Annotated in this window: 12 protein-coding genes; 10 read left to right on the top strand and 2 right to left on the bottom strand. The window is 72.3% G+C overall.

Annotated elements, in window-relative coordinates:
* Positions 1-15: 15 nt before the first annotated feature.
* The 7 genes from FHX73_RS03030 to FHX73_RS03000 all read left to right on the top strand — a co-directional run bounded on the left by FHX73_RS03030 (position 16) and on the right by FHX73_RS03000 (position 10218).
* Complete coding sequence (locus FHX73_RS03030; protein WP_145903138.1) at positions 16-1254, top strand: glycosyltransferase; 1239 nt, start codon at positions 16-18, stop codon at positions 1252-1254.
* A 70-nt stretch (positions 1255-1324) separates the two neighbouring features.
* Positions 1325-2935 carry a phospholipid carrier-dependent glycosyltransferase gene (locus tag FHX73_RS03025; protein ID WP_145903137.1) on the top strand — a complete coding sequence of 537 codons (1611 nt, stop codon included), beginning with the start codon at positions 1325-1327 and terminating at the stop codon, positions 2933-2935.
* Positions 2932-4479 (top strand): ArnT family glycosyltransferase, encoded by a 1548-nt coding sequence (locus FHX73_RS03020; RefSeq protein ID WP_145903136.1) that lies wholly within the window; start codon positions 2932-2934, stop codon positions 4477-4479. Before FHX73_RS03025 ends, FHX73_RS03020 begins: the two co-directional genes overlap by 4 nt.
* Positions 4480-4507: 28 nt before the next feature.
* Positions 4508-4774 (top strand): hypothetical protein, encoded by a 267-nt coding sequence (locus tag FHX73_RS03015; RefSeq protein ID WP_145903135.1) that lies wholly within the window; start codon positions 4508-4510, stop codon positions 4772-4774.
* A complete protein-coding gene (locus FHX73_RS03010) occupies positions 4771-5163 on the top strand; it encodes a type II toxin-antitoxin system VapC family toxin (RefSeq protein WP_145903134.1) in 393 nt (130 codons plus the stop codon). The genes FHX73_RS03015 and FHX73_RS03010 overlap by 4 nt, the downstream gene beginning before the upstream one ends.
* Positions 5164-5220: 57 nt before the next feature.
* On the top strand, positions 5221-7974 hold the full coding sequence (locus FHX73_RS03005; protein ID WP_145903133.1) for an AAA family ATPase: 2754 nt from the start codon (positions 5221-5223) through the stop codon (positions 7972-7974).
* Between the two features lie 288 nt (positions 7975-8262).
* Positions 8263-10218, top strand: a complete 1956-nt coding sequence (locus FHX73_RS03000) for a putative Ig domain-containing protein (protein WP_145903132.1) — start codon at positions 8263-8265, stop codon at positions 10216-10218.
* 113 nt (positions 10219-10331) lie between these two features.
* On the opposite strand, the gene FHX73_RS02995 is transcribed toward FHX73_RS03000, so the two are convergent.
* On the bottom strand, positions 10332-10511 hold the full coding sequence (locus FHX73_RS02995; RefSeq protein ID WP_145903131.1) for a hypothetical protein: 180 nt from the start codon (positions 10509-10511) through the stop codon (positions 10332-10334).
* 8 nt (positions 10512-10519) lie between these two features.
* Positions 10520-10969, bottom strand: a complete 450-nt coding sequence (locus FHX73_RS02990; protein ID WP_145903130.1) for an ATP-binding protein — start codon at positions 10967-10969, stop codon at positions 10520-10522.
* A gap of 100 nt (positions 10970-11069) precedes the next feature.
* Between FHX73_RS02990 and FHX73_RS02985 the strand changes: the two genes are divergently transcribed.
* From FHX73_RS02985 to FHX73_RS02975, 3 genes are all read left to right on the top strand, one after another.
* The gene (locus FHX73_RS02985) at positions 11070-11897 is read left to right on the top strand and encodes a helix-turn-helix domain-containing protein (protein ID WP_170304818.1); all 828 of its coding nucleotides are present in this window, start codon (positions 11070-11072) and stop codon (positions 11895-11897) included.
* Positions 11898-11899: 2 nt separating this feature from the next.
* Positions 11900-12100, top strand: a complete 201-nt coding sequence (locus FHX73_RS02980; RefSeq protein WP_145903128.1) for a DUF397 domain-containing protein — start codon at positions 11900-11902, stop codon at positions 12098-12100.
* Between the two features lie 224 nt (positions 12101-12324).
* Entirely contained in the window at positions 12325-12525 is a 201-nt protein-coding gene (locus FHX73_RS02975; protein WP_145903127.1) for a DUF397 domain-containing protein, read from the top strand.
* Positions 12526-12591: the final 66 nt, after the last annotated feature.

Genomic DNA, 12591 nt, shown 5'->3' with positions numbered 1-12591 from the left:
CTGGGGGGATGTTCCATGATTTCGGCCGTCATCGTTCTGTGCTCACTCCTGCTCTTCGGCGTGGCAGTGTTCACCCTCTGGTGGATGCTGCACGCCTGGCGCACCCCGGAGACCCTGGCCGCCACCAGGTTCACCGACCCCGACGGCACCGGCGCGCTCTCCTTCTCCCTGCTGGTGCCCGCCCGGCACGAGCAGGCGGTGCTGGAGCGCACCGTGCTGCGGCTGCTGGAGTCCACCCACCCGGACTTCGAGGTGATCGTGATCGTCGGCCACGACGACCCGGAGACCGCCGAGGTGGCGCACGGGCTGGCCGCCCGCCACCCGGAGCAGGTCTTCGTGGTGACCGACACCCACGAGAAGAAGAACAAGCCAAAAGCGCTCAACTCGGCGCTGCCCAGCTGCCGGGGCGACGTGGTCGGGGTCTTCGACGCCGAGGACCAGGTCCACCCGGACCTGCTCTCGCACGTCGACCACGCCTTCCGGGCCACCGCGGCGGACGTGGTGCAGGGGGGCGTGCAGCTGATCAACTTCCACTCCAGCTGGTACAGCCTGCGCAACTGCCTGGAGTACTTCTTCTGGTTCCGCAGCAGGCTGCACCTGCACGCGGCCAAGGGCTTCATCCCGCTCGGCGGCAACACGGTCTTCGTGCGCACCGACCGGCTGCGGGCGAACGACGGCTGGGACGCCAACTGCCTGGCCGAGGACTGCGACCTGGGCGTGCGGCTCTCCAGCCAGGGCGCCAAGGTGGTGGTCGCGTACGACTCGGAGATGGTGACCAAGGAGGAGACCCCGGACTCGGTGGTCTCGCTCTTCAAGCAGCGGACCCGGTGGAACCAGGGATTCCTCCAGGTCTACCGCAAGCGTGACTGGCGCTCGCTGCCCACCATGCGGCAGCGGATGCTCGCCCGCTACACCCTGGCCACCCCCTTCGTGCAGGCCTTCTCCGGCCTGCTGATCCTGGTCGGGATCGCCGTCGCGCTGTTCAGCTCGGTGCCCGACCTGGTGGCGATGATCTCCTTCTCGCCGCTGATCCCGATGGTGGCGATGTTCGCCTTCGAGGCCGTCGGTCTGCACGACTTCGGCAAGCAGTACCGGTTGCCGATCAAGTTCTCGCACTACGCGAAGCTGATCCTGGGCGGCCCGTTCTACCAGCTGATCCTGGCCGGCGCGGCGATCCGCGCGGTCTGGCGCGAGCTGCGCGGCCGCAAGGACTGGGAACTCACCAGGCACGTCGGCGCCCACCTGAACGCTTAGGGCTCCTCCTCGGCCGGCCCGGCCCGGCCCCTGAGCCCGCAATTTCACCCGGGGAAGGAAACAACACCCGATGGCGACTGTCGTCGCGACGGTTCTGCAAGAAGAACGCCCCGATCCGGCCCTCGACCCGACCGCGCCTGCACCGCGCGGCCGGCTCGCCCGGCTGGCGTCGACCCGGCCCGACCTGCTGATCACCCTGCTGCTGGTGGCCGCGGTGGTGCTGGTGCAGGGCCTGAACATCCGCAACTTCCCCACCGTCAGCGACGACGAGGGGACCTACCTGGCCCAGGCCTGGGCCATCCAGCACGGCCACGGGCTGGCCCACTACAGCTACTGGTACGACCACCCGCCGCTCGGCTGGGTGCAGATCGCCGCGCTCTCCTGGATCCCGGCGCTGCTCTGGCACGGCCCGCTGGTGGTGATGAACGCCCGGGTGATCATGCTGCCGGTCAGTGCGGCCGGCTCCGCCCTGGTCTACCTGGTGGCCCGGCGGATCGGCCTGCCGCGCTGGTCGGCCGCGCTGGCCACGGTGGTCTTCGGGCTGTCACCGCTCTCGGTGACCATGCAGCGCGAGATCTACCTGGACAACTTCGCCGCGGTCTGGATGCTCGGGGCCTTCGCCTGCGCGCTCTCCCCGCGCAAGCACCTGTGGCACCACATCGGCGCCGGGGTCTGCGCGGCGGTCTCCGTGCTCTCCAAGGAGACCATGGTGATCGCGGTGCCGGCGCTGCTGCTGGCGCTGTGGCGCGGCAGCGACAAGGCCACCCGGAAGTTCTCGCTGGTCGGCTTCCTGACGGCGTTCGGGCTGCTCTGCGCCCAGTACCTGCTCTACGCCACCCTCAAGGGCGAGCTGTTCCCCGGCCCGAACCACAACTCGCTGATCGGCGCGATCGAGTACCAGCTGGGCCGCGGCGGCTCCGGGGACATCCTGCGGACCGGCACGGTCTCCAACCTGACCCTGCACTGGTGGCTGGTCCGCGACCCGCTGCTGATCTACACCGGTGCGGCCGCCTCGGTCCTCGCGCTCGCCGTGCGCCGGCTGCGCGAGGTGGCGGTGGCCGGGGTGCTGCTGATCGCCGTCGCCTTCCGGCCCAACGGCTACCTGCCCGCGATGTACGTGATCCAGGTGATCCCGTTCATGGCGCTGGCCATCGCCGGGGTGGCCGACGCCGCCGTGCGCGGGGTGCTGCGGCTACCACTGGGACGGTTGGCGCGTTGGCACGTGACGCCCCGTGATGTGGTCGCCGTGCTGGCCATCGGGCTGGTCGGACTCGCCGCCCCGCAGTGGGAGAGCGGCGACGAGACCGCCGACACCGCGCTGTCCAACGACAACTACGTGGCCGCCTCGAACTGGATCCGGGCCAACATCCCCGACCCCGGGCACCAGCGGATCGTGGTCGACGACGCGATGTGGCTCGACACCGTCAAGGACGGCTTCCAACCCGGCCTCGGCGCGATCTGGTTCTACAAGGTGGACCTCGACCCGGCCGTCACCAAGACCCTGCCGCACGGCTGGCGCGACCTCGACTACGTGGTGCTCACCTCGATCATCCGGCAGGACCCGAACGGCCTGCCCACCGTGCGCGCGGCCATCGCGCACTCCACCACGGTGGCCACCTTCGGCACCGGCGACCAGCAGATCACCATCCAGAAGGTGAACCGCGACGGGAGCGGACAGTGACCGCCATCGACCTGCTCTCCGTCTACGCGGAGCCGCGCCGCCCGGTCGCCGTGCGGCTGCGGGCCGCGCTCGCCGACCGGCTGCCGCTGATCGCCATCCTGCTGGTGCAGTGCGCGCTGGCCTACCGGCTCGCCAACACCGCCTTCGAGGACGAGGCGCTGTACATCTACGCCGGGCACCGCGAGCTGGGCCACCTGTTGCACGGCGTCCCGGTGGGGGACACCTACGCCTCCTACTTCTCCGGCATCCCGGTGCTCTACCCGGTGGCCGCCGCCGTGATCGACTCCGCGCTCGGGCTCGGCGGGGTGCGGGCGTTCAGCCTGCTGGCGATGCTGGGCGCCACCGCCCTGCTGTGGACCACCACCCGGCGGCTCTACGGCAAGCCGGCCGCGGTGATCGGCGCCGCACTGTTCGCGACCTGCGCGCCGACCCTCTTCCTCAGCCGGCTGGCCACCTATGACGCCCCGTCGGTGTTCCTGCTGGCGCTGGCCCTGTGGTGGACGGTGCGCACGGCGCACCGCTCGCCGTTCCTGGTGCTGCTCGCCGCGCCGCCGCTGGTGCTGGCCGCCGGCGTCAAGTACGCCTCGGCGCTCTACCTGCCCACCGTGGTGCTGGCCGCCGTGCTCACCGTGCCGGCGCTCGGGTTGTCCTGGTGGCGGGGGGTGCTGCGCGGTGTGCTGCTGGGCGCCGGCACCGCCGCGCTGCTCTTCGCCGGGCTGGACGCGGCCGGGGCCGGAGTGCGGGCCGGCCTCTCGCAGACCACCGTCAACCGGACCACCGGCGCCGAGCCGCTCTCCAACATCCTGCGGCTGTCGCTGATCTGGGGCGGCTGGGTGGCCGCCCTCGCGGTAGTAGGTGTCGGCGTGCTGATCGTCCGTCGGCGCGGCTGGGCGCCGGTGCTGCTCGGCGCCCTGCTCACCGGCACGGCCGCGCTGGCCACCGCCTACCAGGCCCACCTGGGCACCAGCGTCTCGCTGCACAAGCACGTCGGCTTCGGCCTGCTCTTCGCCGCCCCGCTGGCCGGCGCCGGGCTGGCCGCGCTCTCCGGCCTGCCCCCGCTGCGCGACTCGGTGCCGATGCTGCGCCGCGCGGTCCCCGGGGTCGCGGTCGGCACCTGCGCCGTGCTCGCCTACTACGCGGGCAACGCCGCCGGGCCGATGTACGGCTGGCCCGACTCCTCCGGCCTGGTCGCCGAACTGCGCCCACTGGTCCACCCCGGCCAGGACCGCTACCTGGTCGAGGAGGACGAGGTGCCCCGCTACTACCTGCGCACCCAGGCCGACCCGTCCCAGTGGCTGAACACCTACTACTTCCAGTACGGCGACTCCACCGGGAAGCAGTTGGTCAACCTCCCCGCCTACCAGGCCGCCTTCGCCGACGGCTACTTCGACCTGGTGGTCCTGGACGACGGCCCGACCGCCGCCCTGGACAAGCAGCTCACCCAGGCCCTGAACGCCCCCGGCAGCCGCTACCACCAGCTGGCCCACATCCCGGCGGCGAGCGGGCACGGGACGCAGTACTACACGGTCTGGCAGCGGGGGTGACTGTGCCATACTGCGGTATGGTGGATGTATGGCTACCAAGAAGGTGACGATCACGCTGGAAGAGGGACTCGTCGAGGCCTTGAGTGCCGCGGCGAAGGAGGCGGGGATACCGCTCTCCCGATTGGTCGCCAGTGCGGCCGAGCGCGAAATGCGGATCCGCATCGGGCTTGCCGTGGTGGCCGACTGGCAGGAGGAGCACGGCGCCTTCACCCCCGAGGAGCTGGCCGCCGCGCGCGCGGAGATGGCTGCCGCTGACGCGGAGTACCTCGGCGGCACGGGGGCCGGCGCTGTATGAGCATCCCTTACGTCTACGACGCCGGCGCCCTGATCGCCCTCGACAACAACGACCGGCGGATGTGGGTCCGGCACGCCATGGCGTTGGAGGAAGGCCGGGACATCCATGTCCCGGCCGTCGTGGTCAGCCAAGCCTGGCGGGATGGCCGCCGACAGGTCCGCCTCGGCCACATCCTCTCCAGTTGCCGCATCGAGCCCGTCCGCCTGGAGATCGCCAAGGCCGCCGGCACCTTGTGTGGCAAGTCCGGCACCTCCGACGTCGTCGATGCGACGGTGGTCGCCATGGCCGCGCTCCTGGGGGCGACGATCTGGACCTCCGACCCCGGTGACATCCGCCGTCTCGCCGACGCCGCCGACGTCAAACCGGGGCTCGTCATTCGGACTGTCTGACCATCAGGCGGCATATAGGCCTAGACCATTGCGCGCCCTGGGGGGAAACTTCCCTCCATGAGCGAGGAGTGGGCGCTGCTGGGCCGTGACGAGCTGCTCGACCGGTGTCGGGCCGGGCTGGCCGATGGTGGTGGGGGAGTGCTGCTGACCGGGCCGGCCGGGATCGGGAAGTCGGCGGTGTTGGAGGTGCTGGCCGGGCAGGCGGCCGCTGCCGGGGAGTTGGTGCTGCGGGCCAACTCCTCGGCCACCGAGGCGGCGCTGCCCTACCTGGCGCTCTACGACCTGTTCGCCCGGGCGATCGCCGAGCGGCCCGGGCTGCTCGCCCCGCACCTGCGCGCGGTGCTCGACGTGGCGCTGCTGCGCACTCCCGGCGACGGGCGGCCGACCGACCAACTGGCCATCCGGGTGGCCGTGCTGGAGCTGCTGCGGGCGCTCGCCGAGCGGCAGCCGGTGCTGCTGGTGCTGGACGACGTGAACTGCCTGGACGCGGCCAGCGCCGAGGTGCTGGCCTTCGCCGCCCGCCGTCTGACGGGCCACCGGATCAAGGTGGCGGCCACCGAGCGGGTGGCCGACGGGGGCGAGCCCGGCTGCCTGGAGCTGCTGCCCGAGCCGCGCACCGAGCTGCCGGTCGCCACCCTGCCCGGGCCGGTGATCGGCGAGCTGCTCTGGGCCAGGCTCGGCATCACCCCCGGCGCCGCCAACTCCGAGCGGATCCAGGCGGCCAGCGGCGGAAACCCTTACTACGCCATGGAGTTGGCCAGAGCCGCCCGCCGTGCCCCGAGCCCGCCGAGCCCCGACGATCCGCTCCCCGTGCCCGGCCGGCTGCGCGGCCTGCTCGCCGACCGGCTGGCCGCGCTGCCGGAGCAGGCGGTCTGCGCCCTGCTGCTGCTCGCGGCCGCCGCCCGCCCGCACCCGCCCGAGGCGCCCGAGCAGCGCGAGGCGCTCGCCGCCGCGCTCGCGGCCGGCGTGCTCACCCGCGGCCTCGGCGGCGAACTCCGGTTCGCCCACCCGCTGTTGCGCGAGATCATCTACGCCGACGCGACCGAGCGGCAACGCCGCGACTGCCACGCCCAGTTGGCCGAGCAGCTGGGCGATCCGCTGGAGCGGGCCCGGCACCGGGCGCTGGCCAGCCCCGACCGGGGCGCCGCGCTGGCCGCCGAACTCGCCGCCGCCGCCCAGGTCGCCGTGCACCGCGGCGCCCCCGCGCTGGCCGCCGAACTCTCCCAGCTGGCCGCCGACCGCACCCCCGCCGAGCAGGGCGACCTCGCCGCCGAGCGGCTGCTCGCCGCGGCCCGCCACGCGCACGACGCAGGCCTGCTGGACACCGCCAAGCAGGCCTGCGCCGCGGTGCTGCACGGCCCCGACCCGGCCGCCCGGGTCGGGGCCCGCCTGCTGCTGGTCGAACTGGCCGGCAACGACCGGGCCGGGGTGCCCGCGCTGCTGGACGCCGCCGAGGCCGACGCCGCCGGGCAGCCCCGGCTGCGCGCCGCCGTGCAGATCGCCCGCGCCGACCACGCGCTCTGCACCGGACGCACCGAGTACGGCCTGGCCGTGCTGGCCGAGGCCGAGTACCACGCCGAGCGCAGCGGCGACCTCGACCAGCAGATCGAGGTGATCGCGCTGCGCGCCCCCATCGAGATGCAGCTCGCCCCCGAGCGGGTGCTGCCCGCGCTGCGCCGGGCCGGCGCGCTCTCCGCCGGCCGCCCGGCCGCCGCGATCACCGCCGCCGGGGTGCAACTGCGCTGCTGCCTGGTGATCAGCCTGCTGCGCGGCGGCGAGACGGCCGAGGCGATCGAGGCGGTCAACCGGCTGCGCGCGGACGTCGAGGCCGCCGGCCGGGTCAAGGACCTGGGCCAGGTGCTGCACCTGGCCGCCTCGGTGCACGAGCGGGCCGGCCGGTGTGCCGAGGCCCACCAGGTCGGGCTGGCCGGCGGCCGGCTGCGGCTGGAGCTCGGCCCGACCCCCGGCCCCGGCCTGGTGCTCAGCGCCGCCGCCGAGCTGAACGGCGGCACCGTGGAGCGGGCCACCGAGCTGGCCGACGCCGCGCTGCGGGCCGGTCAGCAGGCCGACGACACCGAGTGGTCGGCCTATGCGCTGGGCCTGCGCGGGCGGGCCGACCTGCTGGCCGGCCGGATCCCGCAGGCGGCCGAACACCTGCTCCGCTGCCGGGAGTTGCTGCGCGGGCTGGGCTACACCGACCCCGCGCTCTTCCTGGTGGACGCCGACCTGGTGGAGGCCCTGGCACTGGCCGGCCAGGCCGAGCGGGCCGCCACGGTGCTGGCCGAGGCCCGGGCCGAGGCGGCCCGCCTGGACCGGCGGGTGATCCTGCTCGGCCTGGCCCGGGCCGAGGCGGTGCTGGCCGGCCTGGCCGGCGACCCGCGCGGGGCCGCCGACCGGCTGCGCGCCGAACTGCCGGCCGGCCACCCCTATCCGCTGGAGGCCGCCCGGGCCCGGCTCGCGCTGGCCGAGTTGGAGCGCCGGTCCCGCCGCCGGGCCGCCGCCCGGGCCGAACTCGCCACCGCACTCCAGGCGTTCACCGCCGCGCACTGCCTGCCCTGGGCGGCGTACGCCCGCGAGCGGCTGCTCCGGCTGGACGGGCCGAGCACCGAACTCACCGAGCTGGAGCGGCAGATCGTCCAGCTGGTGCGGGGCGGGGCGACCAACCGGCAGATCGCCGCCGCGCTCCACGTCTCGGTCAAGTCGGTCGAGGCCGGACTGACCAGGCTCTACCGCAGGTTCGGCGTCCGGGACCGCAGCGGGCTGATGGAGCGCCGGGGCCTGGCCGAGCGTCGGCCGGCGGCCCGCGGGTGACGGCAAGGGTGGGCTCCGGACTTTGCAAGCGAAGGGCAAGGGTGGGTTGCTGACTGCGATTCATTGACCGTGTCCGGCCCACGGGCTACGTTTTCGGCTCGACGCGGGATGCACCCCCCACCCCTCCCCGCACCCCCCGCGTCACCCTCCCCGCTGCGGTCGCCCCGGCCGCCGTTCCGCGCTGCCCTCAGGCAGGCCGCCGCGGGGCGCGCTCGCGGGCGACCCCGCCTGGCGAGCCCGGTCCCGCCCCCACCCAGGGGCCACGTCAGGAAAGGAGTCCGAGTGGCCATGCACCATTCGGAACGCCCTGCCCGGTCCGCCCTGCTCGCCCCGCTCTCCGCGCTGGGCCTGCTGGTCACCGCCGTCGCCGGCTTCACCCCCGTTGCCTCCGCCGCCACCCCGGCCACCGCCGGGCAGGTCTCGGTCGAGCGGTCCTGCGCCGCGCCGACCCAGCCCGGCGAGGAGGCCTGCCTCGCACTCAAGCGCACCGACCTGCACCCGCACGCGCTGGGCCAGAACGGATTGGCCCCCAACGCCGCACCCTCGGGCTTCGGCCCGAGCGACCTGACCAGCGCCTACAACCTGCCCAGCGGCGGCTCCGGCCAGACCGTGGCGATCGTCGACGCCCAGGACGACCCGAACGCCGAGTCCGACCTGGCCGCCTACCGCAGCCAGTACGGCCTGCCCGCCTGCACCACCGCGAACGGCTGCTTCCGCAAGATCGACGAGAACGGCGGCAGCAACTACCCGACGCCCGACACCGGTTGGGCCGGCGAGATCTCGCTGGACGTCGACATGGTCAGCGCGGTCTGCCCGAACTGCCACATCCTGCTGGTGGAGGCCGCCTCGGCGAACATGAGCGACCTCGGCGCCGCGGTCAACCAGGCCGTCGCCCAGGGCGCCAAGTTCGTCTCGAACAGCTACGGCGGTTCCGAGGACTCCACCACCCCCAGCGCGGACGCGCAGTACTTCAACCACCCGGGCGTGGCCATCACGGCCAGCGCGGGCGACTCCAACTACGGCGCCGAGTTCCCGGCCACCTCGCAGTACGTCACCGCGGTCGGCGGCACCTCGCTGACCCGGGACTCCAGCGCCCGCGGCTGGAGCGAGTCGGTCTGGAACACCAGCGCCAGCGAGGGCACCGGCTCCGGCTGCTCCGCCTACATCGCCAAGCCCAGCTTCCAGCACGACACGGGCTGCCAGAACCGGATGGAGACCGACGTCTCCGCCGTCGCCGACCCCGCGACCGGTGTGGCCGTCTACCAGACCTACGGCGGCAGCGGCTGGGCCGTCTACGGCGGCACCAGCGCGGCCTCCCCGATCATCGCCTCGGTCTGGGCACTGGCCGGCGCCCCGAACGCGGGCGACCAGGCCAACGCCTACCCGTACGCGCACACCAGCAGCTTCAACGACGTGACCAGCGGCAACAACGGCAGCTGCTCGCCGTCCTACTTCTGCACCGCCGGCCCGGGCTACGACGGCCCGACCGGCTGGGGCACCCCGAACGGCACCAGCGGCTTCACCCCGGCGGGCTCCGCCGCCGAGCAGGTCACGGTGACCAACCCGGGCCAGCGGATCGACACCGTCGGCAGCCCCGTCTCGGTGCAGCTGCAGGCCACCGACTCGGCCGGCAAGTCCGTCACCTGGAGCGCCACCGGCCTGCCGCCGGGCCTGAGCGTGAACGCCAAGACCGGCCTGATCACCGGTACTCCGACCACCTCCAACACCTACTCCCCGACGGTGACCGCGAGTTCGGGCACCGCATCCGGCAGCGCCAGCTTCGGCTGGGCGATCCGCAGCCAGCCGACCGGTGAGACCGTCACCATCACCGCCCCCGGCAACCAGAGCGGCACCGTCGGCACGGCCGCCTCGCTGCAGATCAGCGCCACCGACTCGGCCGGCAAGACGCTGACCTACAGTGCCAGCGGCCTGCCGGCCGGCCTGTCGATCAACTCCTCGACCGGCCTGATCAGCGGCACCCCGACCACGGCCGGCAGCACCTCGGCCACGGTCATCGCCAACTCCGGCACCGCGACCAACCAGGTGAGCTTCACCTGGACGATCGCCGCCTCGGGCGGTGGCGGTTGCGGCACCTTGGCTGCCTGGAGCGCGACCACCTCCTACGTGCCGGGCGCCCAGGTCTCCTACGGCGGCCACAAGTGGCTGTCCACCTGGTACTCCACCGGCGCGACCCCGGGGGCCCCGGCCTCCTGGTCCTCCTGGTCCGACCAGGGCGCCTGCTGACGATCGGTCAGCGATGAACGCCGGCCGGTCCTGATGGGGAGCGGGGCCCGGCCGGACGACGCAGCCGCGGTGGCTCTCGGGAGCCGCCGCGGCTGCGGCACGCTACCGTGAGCTCAACTACGGTCATCCTCCTCGCCGTTGGTCTCATCGGCCGCCGCCGCTTCGTCCTCGGCGACCAGCCGCGCCGCCACCCGGCCGGCGACACCCGAGTACGGCGCCCGGGCCTTGTCCATGGCCGCCAGGATCCGCGAGCCATGGCCGGGCCTGCCCTTGGGGGTGGGGGAGTTGGACATGTCGCTCCTCAAGGTGACGTGCGGAGTGGTTCCGGGCCCTCGGGCATGACGATCGCCCAGACCTGCTTGCCCGAGCCGTCGCGAGCGAGGCTGTGCCCCCAGTCGGCGGCGAGCTGGTCGACGAGCCGCAACCCCCTGCCGCATTCGTCGTCCGGATGCGCGGGCTGCATGATCGGCAGGTGCCGCGTCGAGTCGTGCACCTCGACCCGCAGCCGGTCGACGGACGCTTCGAGCCGCACGAAGATCGGCGTCTGTGGGGATCTGGAGCCGTGGACCACGGCGTTGGCAATCAGCTCACTGACCACCAACTCTGCGCTGACTCCGTAGAGTTCGACGTCCGTCAGGTCGTTGAGCAGGGCCCGCAGCATGCTGCGCGCCAGGCGGGCCGAGCTCCCGTGGCACGGCAGCCACTGCGAACGTCCGAGCGTCGGCTGGGGGGTGTGTGTACGTCTGGGCATGCGTCGCTCCGCTGTGTAGCGAATCCACTACCGAGGGCACTCACTTTGCCGCTATGCTCGGAGTGCCTTCAACCTGTCGGAGTGGAAGGAGCAACAGATCTTGAACCGCCTGGAGTTGGACCCGACCACATCGCCGCGTGCAGCCTTCGGCGCTGCTCTACGCGCTGCGCGCGAGGAGCGCGGATGGACGCAGGAGGAGCTCGCCGAACGTGCGGACTATTCGGCGACGCACGTTTCGGCGGTGGAAACTGGCCGGAAGCCTCCAACGCCTCGTTTTGCGAGAAGAGTTGACGCCGCGTTCGGATCAGGGACGCTGTTCATTGATCGATATCGCGATGTTCGAAGCGCGTCCATGCTCGACGGCTTCGAGGAGTACGCCGCACAGGAGGCAAAGGCCCGAGAGATCCGAGCGTTTGAGATCGGCGTGATACCGGGTCTGCTTCAAACCTCTGAGTACGCCGCCGCGCTGGCTGACGCTCAGGTTCGGCGAGGAACCATCACCCAGGACGAGGCTGACAGCTGGTGTGCACATCTGCAGGCTCGACAGCAACGTCTTGCCGCGGCTGACGGACCCATGCTTCACGCCGTGCTCGACGAGAGCTGCATCCGCCGACTCGTGGGTGGGCGTGAGCTGATGGCTCGCCAGCTTGATGCCCTGGAGGAGTACGCCGGCAGTGCGAGGATGATCATCCAAGTAGCTCCGTACTCCATGGGTGCTGACCGTCCGTTCGCACTCCCGGTGCACCTTCTGACGCTCTCTGACCGGAGCTTGATCGGCTATTCGGAGTCCGTAGGCCAAGGCCACGTTCAACGTGATCTCAACATCCTCACGACCTGGGACAGGGACTACCATCGCCTTCAGGTGGGTGCGTCGTCGGTAGCCGCATCTATCGAGGTGTTCCGTGCTATTCGAAAGGAACTTGAGTGAGTATGGACATGTCTCAGGCCCGTTGGCGGAAGTCGACCCACAGCCAGCAGCAGGGCGCGTGCGTCGAGGTAGCTGACGGCTTCCCCGGGGTCGTCCCCGTCCGTGACTCGAAGGACCCGGAGGGCGGTGCCCTCGTCTTCTCCACCACCGCGTTCGGGGCCTTCGTGGAGTCGGTGCGCGCAGGGGAGTTCGGGGAGGTCTGACGACCCAGCGCGCCGCTCTGGAGCAACAGGCTGAGACCCCGGTGGGCCCTGAAGCGGGCTGCCGGGGCTTTCGCCCATAGTCGTGGTCCGTCCCCGAGCCGAGGTGCCGCGCCGCGCCGCGCGAAAAGTGTCTGCGCCGGCCATGCCGAGGGACTACCGTCGGCCGCAGGTGGGCATGCTGCCGACGGCCGCATTCACGCTGCTCGGAAGGAACGTGGGTAACTATGGACATCTCCCAGACCCGGTGGCGGAAGTCGACCCACAGCCAGCAGGGTGGCGCGTGCATCGAAGTCGCCGACGGTTTCGCTGGCGTCGTCCCTGTCCGGGACTCGAAGGACCCCAACGGCAGCGCCCTCGTCTTCTCCGCTGCCGCGTTCGGCGCCTTCATCGAGTCCGTGCGCGCAGGAGAGTTCGGGCTCGTTTAGCTGGTCACAGCTGCGTAGCGAATGCTGCGAAAGCAGGTGGCCGATGTGCCGCTCACCCGATCACGC

Source organism: Kitasatospora viridis, from assembly GCF_007829815.1.
GTDB lineage: Bacteria > Actinomycetota > Actinomycetes > Streptomycetales > Streptomycetaceae > Kitasatospora > Kitasatospora viridis.
This window is presented reverse-complemented; position numbering and strand designations above follow the sequence as displayed.